The organism is Lactobacillus kefiranofaciens (genome assembly GCF_900103655.1).
Classification (GTDB): domain Bacteria; phylum Bacillota; class Bacilli; order Lactobacillales; family Lactobacillaceae; genus Lactobacillus; species Lactobacillus kefiranofaciens.
This window is the reverse complement of record NZ_FMXC01000030.1, coordinates 1-18393: the sequence shown is the minus strand read 5'-3', so window position 1 is coordinate 18393 and position 18393 is coordinate 1. Positions and strand designations below refer to the sequence as shown.

The following is an 18393-nucleotide window of genomic DNA, read 5'->3' as shown; positions in this document are numbered from 1 at the left end:
TGATTAGCCAAATCAGCTTTCTGCTTATAGGTTGAAACTCGGCCATATAAAACGGTCAAGCGTTTGGAATGTTTATTCTTAAGCAAAAAAACGGAATCATCATCAAAATCATATTGACCGGTTGGCAATTTTTTAGCCTCAAGGATTCCTTTTTCACGATAGCGTTTCAGAGTTGAACGACTGATTTGAAGCAAATCCATCACTTTTCCAGCTTTCAAAAGATCATCTCCTTCACTAATATTATATCATATATACTCATAAAGTCATTAAAGCAAGACTAAAAAATAAACAATCATATCAAGTGATTGCTTATGAAATAATTAAACTAATAATTTCTGACTAGAGAATCAAATTAAACATTTTCGTCCTAAACTAAAAATAGAATCTAAAAATAACCCCAGCCTTAAGACTGGGGTTAAATTATTCAATAAACACACAGCTGGTAAACTTAATGCACATAATGCTGACATAGAAGTATTATGTTTAGATACATTTTTAAATTCATTCAAAGATGAAAAGAATGAGTTTTCAAATTATATTAGACGATTGGGAATTAAGGGTACATATATCTATAAGGATATTCTAGCCTTATGCCAAACTCCCAATCAAATTGCAAATGAAATTACATCAATTGATATTTTAAATAGAAAAAATAGCCTAAGAATTAAGGAAATTTTGAGTCAAGGATTATCATCTAAATTAATAGCAAATTTTGATGATAGTATTTTTGAGTCTGTAGTTAAAAGAGGTTCTGATTTCTTTGATCCTAATGGCAAAGGAAAATTCAGAGTCTTTTCAATATATGTTATCGATAAAGAAGGTTCTATAAAAGAGACACAAAAATTAGTAATATTCTTAATCGATCCATGTCATTTAGTATGTCCTATTGCAGACAAGGCTAGAAATCTTACTAAAAGTCAAAATAGACATAAAATTTTTGAAAACCAAAAAGATTGCAATGATTCTTTAAGCGATGTTTTCTATTCAAAATTTGTAGATAGTAATTCTATTAAATTTATTTCTTTACAAGCTTTCTTGAAAAATAATATTTCAGATTAAATAGCTTTATTTGAATGAGACTGCATTAAAAAGAATAGACTTCTATATTTTTATTGCACATTTTCTACATGCCAACAGCGTGTATTTTTTGTGCAAAAGAAAAAACGAGGCATTTGCCTCGTTCTTCCTATTTAATTAGCGCTGTTCGACTTATTGAAAGTTTGCAACCTTAACGTAAGTCTTGTCAGTGTTGTTACCGATCTTGTAGTAACGCTTGCCATTCTTGAACTTGTATGAAGCACCGTAAGTAGTTACAGTGTCGCCCTTCTTAAGAACAACCTTGTTGGCACGCTTCTTTGAAGTCTTGTAAACGTATGCGTTGTGCTTCAAAGTACGCTTGGTACCATCGATGTTGCCGGCGTTGATGTACTTGTCAACAGCCTTGCCGTTTTCTACTACTTGGTAGTAAGTCTTGCCGTTGATAGTAGTAGTCTTAGGAGCAACAGTTACTGAGTCGTAACGGGTAGCCTTTTCAGTGCCTACACGCTTGCCTTCCTTGTTGTAGTAGTAAGCGTTGTGCATAATGGTCTTTGATACGCTTGGTGCAACAGTTGACTTACCATTTGGAACAGTTACAACTACAGGTAATGAAGCAGTCTTACCGTTATCGTCTGACTTAGCATTTAAAGTTACAGTGAATGTGTCTGGTGCTTCAAAGTTACCAGCAGCGTCTACCTTGATACCAGCCTTTTCAAGTTCAGCCTTAACATCGTCAGCAGTAGTATTTACATTAACAGTTTCGAACTTACCGCTTTGGAATTGCATTGCTTCATACTTACCCTTTAATTCAGTCAAAAGAGTATTTACATTAAGGTCACCATTTTGAGCAAGAGTCATGTATGAACCTTGAGGTGCAACTAAGCCTGACTTAGCATCGTAAAAGCTTACAGCACTAGTGTTTTCTGAGTTATATGCCTTAACGTCTAAGGTAAACTTCAAACCAGTTACATTACCGTATTGGTCCAAAGTTACTTTACCATCCTTGTAGTTAGCACCTTCAACTGTAACACCTTTAGGCAACTTAAAAGTTAAGGTCTTGTTTGCATTAGCTTTACCAAAGCTGAAGCCTACACCACTAAGAGTCATAGTGTATGATGTACCTGCTTCTACATATGCTTTCTTAGCCTGTGAGTCAAAAGCACCAAGGTTATTAGTAAGCTTCTTTGATTCGTTATCGTAACTGTAAACAACCTGTTTACCATTTTTCAAGGTAACATCTTTAGCAACGTCAGCTACATCAGCAGTCACTGAAGTACCGTTAAGAGAAGCTTCAATACTACCTTGAAGAGTTGCAGGAGTAGTAACTACACCACTATTAGTAGCAATAGCACTAGTCAAAGTAAATGATGGAGTTACATTAACAGTATCCTTAGATTCACTAACAGAACCTGCACCACTTAAGTCAACAGTTGGCTTGTTAGTAGCAGTAGTTGCAGTAGTTGCAGTAGTTGCAGCGTTAACTGGCATAGCAGTTGCAGCAATAGGTGCAACAGCTAATAAAGCAGCAGCAGCAACGCTAACAATTCTTAAATTTTTCTTCATGTGGTCTTTTCCTCCTTGAAATATACAAAATGTAACAGGCCATAGGGTTCAGCATGTGCAGGAGCCTATAATGTACAAAAACCTTCGAGACATGATCCACGAGTTTATAACTCTCGCGAGGTAGTAGTCAATGCTGAAGGATCAGCATGCGTACAGGCCACACGCCTGAAGCACGTCCTATTACTTACCACGATTCATATTGTACTAACCTCAACAAGAAATAGCAAGTTAAATTAATTGAAAAACACCTTTTGTAATATTTCTCTTATTTTTACTAACACATAAGCTTATAACCTGTAAAAATTAAAAATACCGCAAACCTAGTCATAACAAGAAATGCAGGCTTAAGACCACTTCTCTATGTTTCAAATAATTTTACAAACGTATAACAAAGTAAGCCAAAAAAGTAATATTCGTATATTCTTTTCCTAAACAATCTTCTGTGAATCATTGCACATTATTCCGTTTTTCTCTTCTGCAGCTTCATCACTATAATTTTTCTTTACTACCTTATTATAAGAGTCCCGATCATCCCTTCTTAACAATTACTAAAGTTTGAGTGTGTTTCTCTCACCTTATCACCTAAATGATTTACACTAGTACTGACAATTTGAAATCCCATTCGGGCCAAATTTGTAATAACTTTTTTCAAGGGAGAGATTACATATAATGAAGAAACTAGTCTTTGGGGGCGTAATTGCAGCGATGTTTATCTTAGGTGGAGGCGGCGCCGGTGCTTATATCAGCCACAGCAATGCCGCACAACATACCGCACAGGATAATTCTAATTCATCAGGCAAGATTGATAATAAGCAAGATAACCACGGCAGCAATGATGTAAGCAAGGATCAAGATGATTCAAGCAAGGACGACGACTCCTCTGTTTCATCGGATTCTTCCAGCTCATCAGACAAGGACCAAGATAAGGATAAGAACTCTTCATCAAGCAAGAAGAAGGAGCAATCCAGCCAATCTAGTTCTAGCTCCAGTGATGATGATTCTAGCCAGAGCAGCAGCCAAAAGCAATCTAGCTCTAGTCAATCGAGCCAATCCTCATCCGAGCAATCATCCAGCACCCAATCTAGCGCTGCTAACAATAAGAACTAAGAAGAAAGAGCCACTACTGCAGTTGAGTAGTGACTCTTATTTTTTACTAAACTTCCTTCATCATTTGCTCGAGTTCAGCTTTAGTGAAGGATTTTTGATATTCATCTACCAATGCAGGTAAAATCTTACTATCTGGCATGCCCAGGTGGCGACTAATGCTTATTGCCTTCCGTACTCCATTCTTCCTTTCTTGTTCCTTACCGTATTCGCGTTCTTCTGCCATTTTTGTTTCAAAGTCCATAATCTTATCCCTCCGAACTGGGTCTGCATTAATATGCGTAATCTTCCGTCGAATTTTGTCATAGATTCTCTGCTGTGTTTCATCAGCCAAGTGATCCAATTGATCGTACCGATCTTCCATCAGATTCACTAACGGCACCAAGTTATACGGTGCACTAGCCAAATCTCCTTTTGAATTAATTATAATTTCTTCTTTTCCGTCATTCAACTCATCCGTTCGGTCTACTACACCTAGCGAACGATACCAACGCTTCACGGGCCCTTCACCATCCGACATCCTGAGAACCGTAGTAACGAAGTCGCTTACCCAAGTCTTTCTGATCCGTCGTTTGCATTTCCAAATTATAGAAATTATGTTGTTCGTCCTTGTCACTCATCACCTCACCAAAAACCTGATCCTCAGTGAAGCCATACCATTGTTTTCCCTCGTGCGTTTTTTCCATAGCGTACCTCATTTCAATAATAGTAGGAATTTTCCCCTCCATTATTTATTACGCAAAAAAACGCTATTTTTTCTTTTTAAATTTTATCAACCACTAAAATTTGCTTTTACTTGCAAAAATCAGTAAAATTGTTATTGACTTTACACTGTTTATTTTTTAATAAAGGGGTAACAAACTTTGACTGAAGAAGAAAAGAACGCACAAGTTCAAGCAGATACAGAAATCGAAGAAAACGACGATCTTAAAGTCGTTATGCCAGAAGCCAACAAGACTACGATGCCTAAGGAAGAATTCAAGGAACAACCTGATTACTTGAAGGTCTTCGCTAACTTCTACATCGCTGAATCCGACGCCGATGATCTTGAAGTAATCAACCTTTACGATGAGAATCACAACATGGTCGACATCAACAGCTACCTATTGAACAACATTCACTTCCCACGTAAGAAGTTGATCGATCACGTATTGCAATACCACGACTACAACTTCAAGAACTTGCTTAAGGTGATGGCTGATAAGACTGGCGTTAAGCCTGAAGAAATGCTCACTTACGAAGCATGGGAAAAATGGGACGAAGAACAACGTGCCAAGATTCCTTCATCACTTTCATAATTTGAGATTGAAAAAGCTCCCATTTTCGGGAGTTTTTTGTTTGCACTTTATAGTTGTTCAGTCTGACTAACAAAAATCGCAAAATTTGTCACTTATATAAACATCTTAACGCTATCTTCCTAATCACTTATCTTCATTTTTTCACTTGCAATCTAACCTAAAATAGACGAGAATGGATGTATCAAGAAAATGCCAGCGTGGCATTTTCTTTTTTTATTAAAAGCTACAATTTAATTTGTGGGAGATTTGAAATGAATAATAAAGCTAAACACATGAGCGCGGCTAGCTTACTGATCGCCATCGGAATCGTTTACGGCGATATCGGTACTAGTCCGCTTTATGTTATGAAGTCTATTGTGGAAGGCAATGGCGGCATCGGCAACGTGAACCGCGACTTCATCGTCGGGTCTATTTCACTTGTATTGTGGACCGTTACCCTGCTAACGACCCTGCAGACTGTGGTAATCGCTTTGAAGGCAACCAACCACGGTGAAGGTGGGATCTTCGCCCTCTACACGCTGGTTAGAAAGCATGCCAAGTGGCTGGTTTTGCCTGCCTTGATTGGTGGGGCTGCAATCTTAGCCGATGGTACTTTAACGCCAGCCGTTACTGTAACGACCGCGATCGAAGGATTGAAAGGTCTACATTTTGGCGGCAGCGTCCCCGTTTCTACCCAAGGCATGGTTATCACAATTACCGTGATCATCCTGCTAGTGCTGTTTTCTATTCAAAAGATGGGGACCAGCATCATCGGTAAGGCCTTCGGTCCGATCATGTTCCTTTGGTTCACTTTCCTAGGTGTCATCGGCGTGATTAACATGGCTGGCAACTGGTCAATTCTAGCTGCCATCAATCCAATGTACGCAATTAAGTTGCTGTTCAGTCCGTACAACAAGGCCGGGATCTTTATCTTAGGATCCATCTTCCTGGCCACTACCGGTGCCGAGGCACTATATTCAGACGTAGGCCACGTTGGCAAGGGCAACATCATTGGTTCCTGGCCATTCGTCTTCGTCTGTTTATCACTTAACTACTTCGGTCAAGGCGTTTGGATTTTGCACAATCCAACCTACCGTCCAGCTGGTGGCTGGGTATTGAATCCATTCTTTGAAATGATCCCAGCCAACATCAGATTGTTCGCCATTATCTTGGCCACAATTGCCGCCGTTATTGCTTCACAGGCTTTAATCACCGGTTCCTTCACGCTGGTTGCTGAAGCCAGTGGCTTGAAGTTCCTGCCAAGAATGAACATCAACTACCCATCTACCGAAAAGGGCCAGATCTACATCCCTTCCATTAACAAGGGAATCTGTATCGCAACTATCGCGATTGTACTTTACTTCCAAACTTCAGCCCACATGGAAGCAGCCTATGGTCTGTCAATCACGATTTCAATGCTTGCAACCACTATCTTGCTTTACGAATGGTTAGTGTTAAAGAAGATCAACCCAATTTGGAACTGGATTTTCTTAATCTTCTTTGGCGTGCTCGATATCATGTTCATGATCTCAAGTTTAACTAAGTTCAACCACGGCGGTTATGTCTCACTCTTCATCGCTGGTGTAATTGGCTTCATCATGTACGTTTGGTACTACGGTAACAGGGTCCGTGACAAGCGTGAATCACGCAATGCCTACGTACGTTTAGACGAATACACCGACATGCTGACTAATTTAAGTCATGATGAAAATTACCCAACTTACGCAACTAACTTAGTCTACATGGCTAACGTTAAGTACAACAAGTTCATTAAGCGTGAAGTTCTTTATTCAATCCTAGATAAACGGCCTAAACGGGCTAAGGCTTATTGGTTCGTCACCGTTAATGTCACTAACGAACCGTTCACTGCTGAATATGCGGTTAACACTTACGGCACTAAGAACGTAATTAATATTCAGCTTTACTTAGGATTCAAGAAGCAAACTAGCGTGAACGTCTACATTCGGCAGATCGTTAATGACTTAATCGCCGATGGGACGATCGAACCGCAGCCACAAGAATACACAACCACGCCCGGTCGTGACGTAGGTGACTTCTCATTCGTTATCGTTAACGATGTCATCAGTCCCCAAACGCAACTGGTTGGTTACGAAAAATGGCTGGTTGAAGCTCGGGTTCGTCTGCAGAACCTATCATCTAACCCAGCTTCATGGTTTGGCCTAGAGTATGCAGATACCGTGATTGAGCGTGTACCATTAATCTTAGGTCGACCAAATCCATCCTACATTAAGCGAATTAAACCAAAAGATTATTCCAACGCGAAAACTAAATAAATACACAAGAAAAAAAGGCTCCTATTTTGGGAGCCTTTTTAGTGCATAGAATTTATATGGGTATAAGTTATCGAGGCCGCAGTGTAGTAGCGCGCACTGTAGTCACTTCCTATATAGGAGTTTATCGATAAAATAGCGAAATATTGTTATTATATTTACAATTTATTTTTTACCAAATTACAACTCGCTTGGCTGGATCGAGCCACATACCATCGCCTTCCTTAACGTCGATGGCCTTGTAAAATTCTGCTTGGCATTGTGATTGTACGTTAGCCCGTTCTGGACCGGGGGCGTGGACATCAACTGACACTTGCGTTTTAATTGAAGCTTCCAGTTGCTTATTAGCCCAGATGCGTGCGAAGTTTTCAAACAACTTCTTCATATCGCCATGTTCACGCTTGTTGGCTTCAACTGCGGCAGTTAACCCGCCTTGATCAGCAATGTTTTCAGAAACAATTTGCTTACCATTCAAGGTTACAGGACCATACTTGATGCCGTCGAACAAGTCAATTTCAGCTTGTGTCCGCTTCTTGAACTCAGCGTAATCTGCCTCAGTCCACCAATTCTTCATGTTACCGTATTCGTCAAATTGCGCACCATTGTTATCAAAGGCATGTGATACCTCGTGGGCAATTACGCTACCAATTCCACCAAAGTTTTCGGCTCGATCTTGCTTCAAGTCATAGAATGGTGCTTGCAAAATTGCGGCTGGGAAAGTCAAATCATTTCTTTGTGGATCATAGCAGGCGTTAACCAGGTTACCTGGCATGAGCCAAACGGTCCGGTCGACCGGCTTGTGTAATTTCTCCACATTGTACTTAACGCTCTCTACTTCAGCTGCACGAGCATTGGAATAAAGACTGCCGCCCTCATCAGCTGGCGTAACTTGCAGACGATCATAGATTTCTTCAATCTTGTCTGGGTAGCCGATCTTCAAAATCAAGGCCCGCAGCTTAACGATCGCCTTTTGCTTAGTGGCTTCTGAGAGCCAATTATTTTCCTTAATGCGTTGTTCGTAGATGTCTAGCATCTGGTGAATCATGTCCAAGACATCCTTCTTAGCGTCCTCACCAAAGTAGGTTCTACCATAGTAAACACCCACAACTTCACTGAACATACCGTTAGCCATCCGGTAAGCTTGCTTTTCTTGACTAGACAACTCTGGTTGACCAGACAAAGCTTGACCGAATGGAAAGGCTGCTTCACGGAAATCTTGTGACAAGTAGCTAGCCGCACCATTGATGAACTTCAAGATCAACCAGCCTTTAATCTCTGCAAAGTTATCTTCGTTAACCAACTCATCGAAGTGGTCTAAGTAACGTGGCTCTTGCACGATCACACGATCAGGCACTTCACCTAAGGCTTCCTTTAAGAAGTAATCGATTTTGAAGTTATTGATCTTCTCTTCAAAGTCAGCCATTGCAGTTGGGTTATAAGTTGCTGGGTAGTCTGCCCATTCTTCTGAGGACTTCACTACCTTAGCCAATTTAGCATCAAATTTGATGGCATTGGCAACATATTCTTGAGCCTTTTCTTCGGCAACACCAGCCATCTTGAGCAGGTTTTCTGATTGCTTTTGCAAAACTGCCAAAAGCTTCTTAGCCGCATCGGTCTGATAAGTCGTCGTATCTGGCAAGAGCAATGAAGGACCTGAGAATTGCAAGACATTAATCTTGGTATTCTTCATGTCGGCATCAACATCGAAGCTGAATGGCAACGCAAAGGCAGCCTTAAACAAGTCGGGTGCCTTTAAGTTAAAGTCTTCAAAGTTGCGGATTCCTTCAAGCAGTTCTAAGTCAGCTTGAATTGGCTTAGCAGCATCCTCATTCCGCTTCTTAAAGTCGCGTGCTAATTTATATAGTTCCACAGCTTTAGCCAGATTAGGCACTGCAGGAATCTCTTTTTTGCCATCGGCAAAATCCGCGAAGTCTTTCATCAGCTTCTTTTCAACATTTAAGTCAATGTTGTCAAAGCTAGCGATTCTAGAACGATCAGATGGAATTTTAACATCCTTTAGCCACTTGGAGTTAACGGCTAAATATAAATTATCTTGTGGGCGAATGCCTTCTTGAGGTGCTAGAATATCGCCGGCACCGCCACGTACAGTCATTTTATTATTCAAAAAATAGGCCTCCCTTATTCGTAAATTAAAATTAAATCAGTTTAATTATATCATTTTAGTTTAATTATTACTGTGATTTTACTTGTACAAAGTAAGCTTTTTAACCAACTTAGTATAAATTGGCACCATTAAGACAATCATCAGGGCAATCACAATTGCGGCTACCCAGAAAAATGGGATGTAACCCGCATGATCGATGATCATCCCGCCAAACAAAGGACCAAAGGCACGACCAATGCCACTGGCCACCATCGTGGAGCCCTGATATTTCCCCTTACTCGTCTTAGGCGAAAGGTCATTAACATAGGTTGGAATAGCTGGAAAGGCTGTTGCTTCACCTAAAGTCAGAATAAACATCGACAAGGCAAAGTGAGCGAAGTCCTTGGCAAAAACCAGTGTGATAAAGGATAGCGAGAACATGCAGATGCCAAAGATGATTTGATGAAAGAGATTTTTAAATAAATTAGGGAAACGAGCCAAAATGCCCTGTGCAATTACGATGACGCCGGCATTCAAGGTCCAAAGTAAGCTATATAAATGGAACGGAATGCCTAGAGAAACCATATAAACGGACAAATTGGATTCCCAATTCATGTACATCAGCCAAGTTACCCCTAAGGTAGTAAAGAAAGCCATTGTCATGATGAAGTTACGCTTAGGCATCGGCACCATCTTTTGCTTAGCGCCACTCTGCCCCTTGGCTACTCTGCGCTTGTGAAAAGCAATGATCGGCCGATAATTAAAGATCGCATTGATAAAAGCTACCACAAATAGCAAGGCCGCGATTATAAATAAAAGCGTAATCGAGTAATCATACAGGTATCCTACAATCAAAGTACCAGTTACCACGCCCAAGTTTTGCGAAAAATACAGGACATTGAAGACATAGCGCCCCGAATAGCGCCGCAGACTAGTCGCAATGGAGTTAATCAGGGTACCATTCCAGCCGCCCAAAAAGCCGGTAATCGTCAGCCAGATCCAATATTCAGGCCAGCCGTGGAAGGCCGCCATTAAGAACAATACGGTAGCATCTAGACCAACGCCCCACAGAATTAATGGATAGGGATTATGGCGGTCATAAAGTCGTCCCGCGATAATTGAGCCAAAAATATTGCCAGCACAATTACAAAATAAAACAACCCCAATCATTGAGAGGCTGATATGCAGTTGCTTGTTTAAATAAACCGAGGTTAGTGGCCAAATAAAACTTGCCCCAATCCACGTAGCAAGCTCCCCCACGATTAGCCATCGCAGCTTGATTTCAGCATCTTGCGTCTTTCCATGTGCAAGCTTCATTTAATCATTTCCTTTCTTATTTCATAATTCATTCCTAACCTCAAGTGTAACAAAAAAGAAGCGGTCCTAATAGCCACTTCTACAGAACATTTATAATGTTTTTTTCTCACCGGATAAGTCTCTAATCTTAGTAATATCCTCTGCCACTTCAAGACAGCCTAAATATTTATTATTTGCATCCCTTACAGCATAATAACGCAAATACAACGTTTTACCCATTTTTTTAGGCGTAAACCAATATTCAATCATATCTCGTTTACCTTCATGAAAATCCTTAAAAATCTTCTGAATCAGCGGCTTGCTCTGCGGCGTATGACAAGAAAAAACAGAATTACCCAATGCATTTTTCGAATGCGGATAGATCGCTGCGCCACCGCCAAAATAAGCCACTTTATCATTTTCATCAACAAAAGTCAGCGCAAAGGGCAAAAGATCAAGAATGGCTGACAACTGCTCTAAATTCAGGCTGCCTTCTTTGAAGTTAACAAAGAAAGAACGCAAATTTTTAATGTCAACCGGGCCACTGCTCTTCTCTGGCAATTTAGGTTGCCAATTCATCGGCGGATTAATTAAGGTATAGCCAATTTGCTTTTCCTCACGCTTCACGTTCAACCAGTCTTCCGGAGTAGCAACTTCTGCAATCATCGGAAGCATGATGTCCTCTTCTTTGAAAATCATCTCTAATACTTCATGACTGACCCGCTGAATTGCATCCTTGACCCGCTCTGGATCAACCGGGGTCGCGTCTACCGCCTTTTGCGCATCCCTAATATAACTGCGGATCTCGTCATCAACGCCCCACATCACTTGTGGCGGTGCGGTAATACCATACTTCGTCATCAGAGGAAACAGCGATACTCCCTTACGCGCATAATGCTTATCAATAGTCGCTAAGTCATTCAAAGCTTGCTTAAGCTTGTCTAACGTTTTCGCCTTACCAGTTTTCGTCCACTTTTTCAGATTAGGCAATAAAAAATCATTAACTAAAGATTTAATTACCACGTTTTCCTGCTTAAAAGTGCTAACCGGATGACCTGACATAGTAAAATCGGGATTCTCAGCTTGTGGCTTAATGCTGCCCTTGAAGACATCAGCATGAACATTACACAAATATTGAATTTGCCGTGGATCTAGGCCTTGCTTGATTAATTCTCGCTCTGCTGCCGTAATTTCCGCGACATCTACCTGATCGAACTCCGCCTTAAACATCTTCTTGGCAGTCGCAAAATCGCCGCCTTGTTGAATATAGTGTAAAACCTTTAATAATGCTGCCTGTCGCTCTTTACTTAAATCCGTCATTACTCAATCACCTTGTAGCCTTTTGCTTCAAATGCCTTTTTAATCTTATCTAAATCGATCTTCATTGCCTGTGCTCCCAGCGGAATGGTCATTACCCGACCGACCGTCTTGAGCAGGCCCGGAATCTTAATGCGGGTAAAGCCACAATCATACATAATTTGCACAAAGTCTGGATATTCATCCGCCAATTTTTTAATCGGTACAGAAAAATCGATAATCTTCTGCTTCTCCTCAGTCTGCTCAATTTCTGCTTTCTCACCAGCATTATCTAGCATTTCCAACTGCTTTTTAGCTGCATGCGACATCCGCTCCGGTGACCAAACCGGGTACCAGACCAGTTGAACTTGGCATTGATCAATACCATCAACCGATAATACTGCTTTTTCAATATTTTTTTGCAAATAATCCGACAACGGACAGCCACTGATTGTGAGCGTCATTTTTACCGTTGCCTGATGACCTTCAATGTCGATGCCATAGATCAAGCCCAGGTTAACAACATCAACTTGCAATTCTGGGTCAATGACTTGAGTTAACGCCGTCATGATTTGATCAACTTGCTTAATGTTTTCTTCTTTCATTTTCCTTACCCCAAATAAAAAGTCCGGGAAAACTTCCCAGACCTTATTTTACTTTATTTCTGTAATTTATCCCAAATAACGACCTTGTGTGCTTCAAGCGACTTTGGCACATCAATGATTCGTTGGTTGCTGGAGCCTCTGAACTGCAAGGTTAAGTCCTTCAGATCATTCATAAAACGACCATCAACCAAGATATCAATCTTAGACAGCATCTCTCTTTTATCTGGCGTCTCTTTTTGCAATTCATCCCAGGTATAGCCTGACCAAGACCAGATATCCTTAGTATGACCAAACTCCTTGCGAATCCGGTTAATTAATTTTAAGCAAACCCACGTGTTCAGAAAAGGTTCGCCACCAAGCAAGGTCAATCCTTGTACATATGACTGCGACAGATCTTTGATAATGCGGTCCTCTAGCTCCCGCGTATACGGAAAGCCATAATTGAAATTCTGTGCCGCTAAGTTGTAGCATCCCGGGCAGTCAAATAAACAACCGGAGACGTACAGACTGCACCGCACGCCTTCACCATCAACAAAGTTAAATGGCTTATAATCCGCAATTTTATGCTTAGAATAATCTTCCGTCTTCCATTCTTGTGGCTGTGGATTTTTCGGCTTGCGATGCATTCTTTTCAATTCACGCTGATGGTCCAATTGCGGCTTATATTGGTCAGGATCGACAAACATCGTGTCCCCACCCATATTCACCTTGATTAAGTTGCTGCGAACATCAGGCCCTTCTTGCGTGTTTTTATCTTTTTCTGGCATTAATATTCACCATTCTTAACTTCTTCTTCAGTCGCTAAGCTATCTTCTAAGCCAAAGTCCATATGCTTAACGCGGTGCACGATTTCCTCATGCCGACCATGAACCATCGGCCGCTTCAATGGGTTGCCTAAGTAGCCACAAGTTCTTTTAACACAATCACAGGTAGCTGGATCGTGGTTGCCACACTTAGGACATTCAAAGCCTTTAGCAGTGGATTTAAACTCACCAGCAAAACCACATTTGTAGCACTTATCGATTGGCGTGTTAGTACCCAGGTACCCTACCTTATCGTAAGCCCAGTCCCAGACAGCTTCTAAGGCAGCTGGATTTTGTTTCAAGTTAGGGTATTCGCAGTAATGGATAAAGCCACCAGCGGCGTAATAAGGATATGGTGCTTCGAAAGTTAACTTCTCAAACGGAGTTGGGTGCTTTCTAACATCGTAGTGGAAGGAATTAGTGTAGTATTCCTTATCCGTAATGTCCTTCACCTTGCCAAATTTAGCAGTATCCAATCGGCAAAAGCGGTCAGTTAAGCTTTCGCTTGGCGTTGAGTATAAGCTGTAGTGCCAGTGATATGGGTCTTCCTTTTCCCACTTGGCACACAAGTCATGCATGCGCTTGACGATCTCGATAGTGCAGTCATGGGCCTCTTCATTATGTTCCCAATCTGGGCCGTAAAAGACGGTACCGACTTCGTAAAGACCGATATAGCCCAAAGAAATGGTTGCCCGGCCATTCTTGAACAATTCGTTAACGTCATCGCCAGGCTTTAAGCGTTTGCCAAAAACGCCATATTGATACATGATTGGCGCATTCTCCGGCTTAGCTTGAATTGCACGACGTCCCTTGAAGGCCAAAGCTTGGTGACAAGTCCGCATTCTGGTGTTAAAAATCTCCCAGAAGAGCTTTTTATCGCCGTGACTTTCCATGGCAATTCTTGGCAAGTTGACGGTAACTACACCCAAGTTCATTCTGCCTGAGTTAACTTCCTTGCCATTTTCATCCTTCCAGCCTTGCAAGAATGACCGACAACCCATTGGCGCCTTGAAGGAACCGGTGATTTTCTTGATCGTGTCGTACATCAAGACATCAGGGTACATTCTCTTAGTCGAACATTGGATGGCCAACTGCTTAACATCATAATTTGGGTCACCGGGATGCAAGTTCAAACCCTTTTTAATAGTGAACACTAACTTAGGGAAAATAGCGGTTCTGCGCTCTCTACCTAAACCCTTGATTCGGATGCGCAAGATGTCTTTTTGAATTTCCTTTTCAATCCAAGAAGTACCTAGACCAAAGCCTAAAGTAGTAAATGGCGTCTGACCTTGGCTAGAGAACATGGTGTTAATCTCATATTCTAAGCCCTGCATGGCATCGTAGATATCTTTCTTGGTTTGCTGCTTGGCATATTCATCGAGTTTTTCCGGATCAGAGATAAACTCCTTAGCATCCTTAAGGTGCTTGTGGTAATTCTTTTCCGCAAAAGGTGCTAATACTTCATCAGCTCGGTCGAATGAACAACCGCCGTATTGACTAGAGGCCACGTTGGTAATGATTTGCGTTACCTGGTGGGTAGCCACATTGATGGAATTAGGGCTAGTCATGTAGGCATTGCCGATCTTAAAGCCATTAGTCAGCATATCCTTGAAGTCAATCAAGCAGCAGTTAGTCATTGGTGAAAGCGGCGTATAATCCAAATCATGCCAATGAATATCACCGCGCAAATGTGCCTTAGCAATATGTTGCGGCATCATAGTTAAACCGACTGTTTTACCAACGGTACCGGCAGTTAAATCACGCTGAGTACTGAAGACCTCGCTATCTTTATTGGCGTTTTCATTAACAATCGTTGGGTCGCCGTTAACCATCCGTTCCAAACGATTGCGCGTATCGGTTTGCTTAATCCATTCTTGTTCGTCATGCTTACGATAAGCTACATAAGCCTTAGCTTCATCGAGGTAGCCTAATTCATTAAGGCTATCCTTAAAAGCAGCCGCAACATCTTGTGCCTTAACTGCATCTTGCGTCTCTAATTTCGCAGCGATTTTCTCGAGCACAGCTAATGCGGCATCATCTAGATCCAAGTTATGCAGCACCATCTTTAATTTAAAAATTTCAAACGGATACTTTGCCCCATCGCGTTTAACGAAAGTGGTAGGCAAGTTTAATTCATTCTCTTTTTGTTGGTTAAATTCTTGTTTAAGCATATTCATCACTCCAAAATGTCGTAGTTCCATAATATCATAAACACAACATCTTGTATTCTATTCAAATATAGCCCGGTACATCTTGTATCAAGCAAAAGACTGATACATTAACCAACAGCGCAAAAAAATTTTTTAAAGAAAAAAGATTAAGCTTTTTTGCGGCTTAATCTTTAATTCAAAATCAATATTTTTACTAAGCTTTAGCTTGGCCTTTTTCAATAATCATCCGGATAATATTCAAAATAAACATCCAGCATAAGTTGTAAAGCCAAACTTCACCAATCATCCCTAATGAAATCTTAGGTACTAACCAGCCAAAGTAGCAGGCACATGCAGCAAAGACTTGCGTAATCACAATTGCCCAGAACAAAGCTTTAGCTGGATATGGCTTTTGGAAGAACCAACGAGTTTGTCTAGTAACAAACAACAATAGGTGTCCACCGGCAACTAATTGCAAGAACATAATTGTTTGTAATTGGGCTGGATCACTAACTGCGAACCAACTAATCATGCCTGGGTTTTTAGCTGACATAAAACCAACAATCAGCAAAATCATTGATTGAATGACCGCAAAGACACCTAAAATTGATGAAGTAGTTAAGATCTTCTTCATCTGCCACCTAATCGGCTTATCGCTGATATGCGTATTATCATAAGCAATCGTCATAATTGGCAAGTCATCAAGCAGTGACATAATCACAATCATAATCGCTGTTAATGGCTGGAAGTTAAGGAAGATAGAAGACAAAACTACTAAGAACATGATATTCATCGTCAAAGCAACACGATAAATAGTATAACTAGTAATTCTGGCAAAAATCTTTCTGGCTTCCGTAATTGCAGTTTGAATAACTGACAAACCTGGTGAAGTCAAAATTAAGGCAGCAGCACTTCTGGCTGCATCAGTAGCTCCGGCAACAGCAGTACCACAATCGGCTTGCTTCAAAGCAGGAGCTCGTTAACCCCATCACCAGTCATGGCCACAATATGACCTTGTTTTTGCAAAGTCTTAACGATGGCATATTTATGTTCTGGAAAGACTCTGGCAAAACCATCCGCGTCAGCAATCAACTTAGCCAAATCATCAGGTACATTATCAGGATCTAGATCCTTCGGGAAGACTTTAGATGCATTATAAATCTTAGTCCCCATTCCTAATTTCTTAGCAGTTTCAATCGCAATCGCGGTATCATCACCAGTAATCATCTTGACGCGAATACCTTCACGTTTGCATTCATCAATAGTTTTCTTAGAATCATCCCGTGGTGGGTCAAACATTGAGAGCACGCCCAAAACGGTCCAGGTTTTTCCTTCATCTTTACTTTGGGCAACGCCTAATGCACGATAGCCCCGTTTAGCTAATTGATCAGTAATATCATTAACCTTATTTGCGACAGCACTATCGTCACTCATTTGACCAATAACTTGAGGCGCACCCTTCACTACCCAAAGTTTTTCATTGCTTGTTTGATTGTGTAAATGAGCTTCGATCTTTTTAGAAACTGGGTTAAACGGGATAAATTTATCTAAGACCCAATCTTTTAACTTGCTTTGATCCTTCAATGCGGCAATAACTGCATTATCAATTGGATCGTTATCTTCTTTTCTAGAAGCTAAGGCACCAATAAAGATCACATCTTGTGCATCTTTTGCATTAATTAATGATGTCTCACCTAGTGTCAATTGATTTTTAGTTAAAGTCCCCGTCTTATCGCTACAGAGGATATCAACCCCAGCCATCTCTTCAATTGAAGATAGCCTTGAGACAATCGCCTTTTTCTTTGAAAGGTTTAAGGCTCCCAAAGCCAAGGTAATTGAAAAGACTGTCGGCATCGCTACTGGAATTGAAGCCACCAGCAACACAAGAACGAATTGCAAAATATTCAGGACAGTAGTTACGCCCAGAGTATGAGCTACATAGTCATTGTAGACTCTAAAGGCAACCATAATCAGGGCCAAAATAACTGCCACGATAATTTAGTATAGTCTAGATCTTGTCTCTTTTTGAGAAGTCCGCTTGTACCAAGGGGTTCAGGCGATTTTAATGGCTCTCGCTTAATATAAACGTCTTTTGCTGTTACTTCCAAATCTGCCAAATATAATCTATTTGGTTCGTTTTTGCCTGATCTTGGATTAAAACCCATATGTTTTTGATACAAAAGTTTTGCGTCCATTAATTCGTGTTTAATCTTATTGATTTTATTATTTGACCAGTTTCGTAAATCTTTTAGTTCATTGTTTGTGTATATGAAATATACGTTGTTATTTTCGTCAACCCAATTATTGCTCAGTGAGTAACTTAGACGATCGCGTAACACCGAATAAAGTAAAATGGCACTATCGCTAAGATCCTTATATTTTTCTCCTTGGAGTAAGATCTGCGGCAAAGCGTAGAACTTTACTTCATATGCCCTTTTAGCATTTGTAAAGTTGAAATTTGATTGATCCATAATAAAAGCTCCCTTTCTTAACTGACACACGCTGTCTTAAAAGAGAGTTGCTAAAACCTAAGTGTATAATTTTTTGCGGTAAGTTGAATAATTAATTAAAAAAGCTCAAGTCCTTTGAATTTGGACTTGAGCTCAAACAAAAAGACCAGTAGTCTGATGTTAAGAACAAAAAACACATTAGAAGCTGGTCTTTTATGGAATCTATTATAACTGATATCGTGAAAATTATTAAGTCTGAAAATAATGTTATTGCTCGTGAAAAGGCATTAATGTGCTACTTCTTTGGTTTGATTAGAGAATTAATGAAATTAGCACTAGAAGAAGTTGATGCCGGCTTAGTTGAAGAAACTAAAAAGCAAGGCTATCAGATTGAAAAGAAAAATAAGCGCTCAGTT

The 18393-nt window shown here is 40.5% G+C and carries 17 protein-coding genes and 1 pseudogene; 5 read left to right on the top strand and 13 right to left on the bottom strand.

The annotated features are described in order from the left end of the window. On the bottom strand, window positions 1-218 hold a 218-nt coding region (locus BLP58_RS09245), incomplete at its 3' end, for a MerR family transcriptional regulator (RefSeq protein WP_143000339.1). A 328-nt stretch (window positions 219-546) separates the two neighbouring features. Between BLP58_RS09245 and BLP58_RS09240 the strand changes: the two genes are divergently transcribed. Further along, the gene (locus BLP58_RS09240) at window positions 547-1059 is read left to right on the top strand and encodes a hypothetical protein (protein WP_013855237.1); all 513 of its coding nucleotides are present in this window, start codon (window positions 547-549) and stop codon (window positions 1057-1059) included. Between the two features lie 150 nt (window positions 1060-1209). Here the strand turns inward: BLP58_RS09240 and BLP58_RS09235 are convergent, their stop codons facing one another. Beyond that, complete coding sequence (locus BLP58_RS09235) at window positions 1210-2601, bottom strand: SLAP domain-containing protein (RefSeq protein ID WP_013855236.1); 1392 nt, start codon at window positions 2599-2601, stop codon at window positions 1210-1212. 669 nt (window positions 2602-3270) lie between these two features. Between BLP58_RS09235 and BLP58_RS09230 the strand changes: the two genes are divergently transcribed. Further along, entirely contained in the window at window positions 3271-3708 is a 438-nt protein-coding gene (locus BLP58_RS09230; RefSeq protein WP_013855234.1) for a hypothetical protein, read from the top strand. A gap of 46 nt (window positions 3709-3754) precedes the next feature. Here BLP58_RS09230 and BLP58_RS12435 read toward each other — a convergent pair whose 3' ends face one another. Next, window positions 3755-4204: a hypothetical protein gene (locus BLP58_RS12435; RefSeq protein ID WP_013855233.1), complete on the bottom strand. Its 450-nt coding sequence runs from the start codon at window positions 4202-4204 to the stop codon at window positions 3755-3757. A gap of 7 nt (window positions 4205-4211) precedes the next feature. Next, window positions 4212-4391: a hypothetical protein gene (locus BLP58_RS09220; protein ID WP_013855232.1), complete on the bottom strand. Its 180-nt coding sequence runs from the start codon at window positions 4389-4391 to the stop codon at window positions 4212-4214. A 177-nt stretch (window positions 4392-4568) separates the two neighbouring features. Here BLP58_RS09220 and BLP58_RS09215 point away from each other — a divergent pair, with 177 nt between their 5' ends. Together BLP58_RS09215 and BLP58_RS09210 are read left to right on the top strand one after the other, a co-directional pair. Next, window positions 4569-5003: a hypothetical protein gene (locus tag BLP58_RS09215; RefSeq protein WP_013855231.1), complete on the top strand. Its 435-nt coding sequence runs from the start codon at window positions 4569-4571 to the stop codon at window positions 5001-5003. Between the two features lie 251 nt (window positions 5004-5254). Then, window positions 5255-7276 (top strand): KUP/HAK/KT family potassium transporter, encoded by a 2022-nt coding sequence (locus tag BLP58_RS09210; protein WP_025084265.1) that lies wholly within the window; start codon window positions 5255-5257, stop codon window positions 7274-7276. 169 nt (window positions 7277-7445) lie between these two features. Here BLP58_RS09210 and BLP58_RS09205 read toward each other — a convergent pair whose 3' ends face one another. The 9 genes from BLP58_RS09205 to BLP58_RS09165 form a co-directional block, all read right to left on the bottom strand. Next, window positions 7446-9386 carry a M13 family metallopeptidase gene (locus BLP58_RS09205; RefSeq protein WP_176752301.1) on the bottom strand — a complete coding sequence of 647 codons (1941 nt, stop codon included), beginning with the start codon at window positions 9384-9386 and terminating at the stop codon, window positions 7446-7448. A gap of 90 nt (window positions 9387-9476) precedes the next feature. Next, a complete protein-coding gene (locus BLP58_RS09200) occupies window positions 9477-10694 on the bottom strand; it encodes an MDR family MFS transporter (RefSeq protein WP_025084266.1) in 1218 nt (405 codons plus the stop codon). A gap of 90 nt (window positions 10695-10784) precedes the next feature. Further along, window positions 10785-11993, bottom strand: coding sequence for a DUF438 domain-containing protein (locus tag BLP58_RS09195; protein ID WP_013855227.1), 1209 nt, complete (start codon window positions 11991-11993; stop codon window positions 10785-10787). Next, window positions 11993-12574 carry an iron-sulfur cluster assembly protein gene (locus BLP58_RS09190; RefSeq protein WP_013855226.1) on the bottom strand — a complete coding sequence of 194 codons (582 nt, stop codon included), beginning with the start codon at window positions 12572-12574 and terminating at the stop codon, window positions 11993-11995. Before BLP58_RS09190 ends, BLP58_RS09195 begins: the two co-directional genes overlap by 1 nt. Before the next feature lie 53 nt (window positions 12575-12627). Then, entirely contained in the window at window positions 12628-13341 is a 714-nt protein-coding gene (nrdG, locus tag BLP58_RS09185; RefSeq protein ID WP_013855225.1) for an anaerobic ribonucleoside-triphosphate reductase activating protein, read from the bottom strand. Further along, window positions 13341-15548, bottom strand: a complete 2208-nt coding sequence (gene nrdD / locus BLP58_RS09180; RefSeq protein ID WP_013855224.1) for an anaerobic ribonucleoside-triphosphate reductase — start codon at window positions 15546-15548, stop codon at window positions 13341-13343. Before nrdD ends, nrdG begins: the two co-directional genes overlap by 1 nt. A gap of 193 nt (window positions 15549-15741) precedes the next feature. After that, entirely contained in the window at window positions 15742-16494 is a 753-nt protein-coding gene (locus BLP58_RS12430) for an HAD family hydrolase (RefSeq protein ID WP_049776027.1), read from the bottom strand. Continuing rightward, window positions 16491-17507 carry an HAD-IC family P-type ATPase gene (locus tag BLP58_RS12425; protein ID WP_056956911.1) on the bottom strand — a complete coding sequence of 339 codons (1017 nt, stop codon included), beginning with the start codon at window positions 17505-17507 and terminating at the stop codon, window positions 16491-16493. Before BLP58_RS12425 ends, BLP58_RS12430 begins: the two co-directional genes overlap by 4 nt. Further along, window positions 17498-17998: a replication initiator protein A gene (locus BLP58_RS09165; protein ID WP_013855223.1), complete on the bottom strand. Its 501-nt coding sequence runs from the start codon at window positions 17996-17998 to the stop codon at window positions 17498-17500. Before BLP58_RS09165 ends, BLP58_RS12425 begins: the two co-directional genes overlap by 10 nt. Before the next feature lie 194 nt (window positions 17999-18192). Between BLP58_RS09165 and BLP58_RS09160 the strand changes: the two are divergent. Further along, window positions 18193-18393, top strand: a pseudogene (locus tag BLP58_RS09160) (ISLre2 family transposase); the annotation flags it as partial.

What these genes read in the sequence shown, in the direction of transcription:
- BLP58_RS09200 (WP_025084266.1), bottom strand. Translation starts at nt 10,694, where the DNA reads ATGAAGCTTGCACATGGAAAGACGCAAGATGCTGAAATCAAGCTGCGA.
- nrdD (WP_013855224.1), bottom strand. Translation starts at nt 15,548, where the DNA reads ATGCTTAAACAAGAATTTAACCAACAAAAAGAGAATGAATTAAACTTG.
- BLP58_RS09235 (WP_013855236.1), bottom strand. Translation starts at nt 2,601, where the DNA reads ATGAAGAAAAATTTAAGAATTGTTAGCGTTGCTGCTGCTGCTTTATTA.
- BLP58_RS09230 (WP_013855234.1), top strand. Translation starts at nt 3,271, where the DNA reads ATGAAGAAACTAGTCTTTGGGGGCGTAATTGCAGCGATGTTTATCTTA.
- BLP58_RS09190 (WP_013855226.1), bottom strand. Translation starts at nt 12,574, where the DNA reads ATGAAAGAAGAAAACATTAAGCAAGTTGATCAAATCATGACGGCGTTA.
- nrdG (WP_013855225.1), bottom strand. Translation starts at nt 13,341, where the DNA reads ATGCCAGAAAAAGATAAAAACACGCAAGAAGGGCCTGATGTTCGCAGC.
- BLP58_RS09205 (WP_176752301.1), bottom strand. Translation starts at nt 9,386, where the DNA reads ATGACTGTACGTGGCGGTGCCGGCGATATTCTAGCACCTCAAGAAGGC.
- BLP58_RS09220 (WP_013855232.1), bottom strand. Translation starts at nt 4,391, where the DNA reads ATGGAAAAAACGCACGAGGGAAAACAATGGTATGGCTTCACTGAGGAT.
- BLP58_RS09165 (WP_013855223.1), bottom strand. Translation starts at nt 17,998, where the DNA reads ATGGATCAATCAAATTTCAACTTTACAAATGCTAAAAGGGCATATGAA.
- BLP58_RS09210 (WP_025084265.1), top strand. Translation starts at nt 5,255, where the DNA reads ATGAATAATAAAGCTAAACACATGAGCGCGGCTAGCTTACTGATCGCC.
- BLP58_RS09195 (WP_013855227.1), bottom strand. Translation starts at nt 11,993, where the DNA reads ATGACGGATTTAAGTAAAGAGCGACAGGCAGCATTATTAAAGGTTTTA.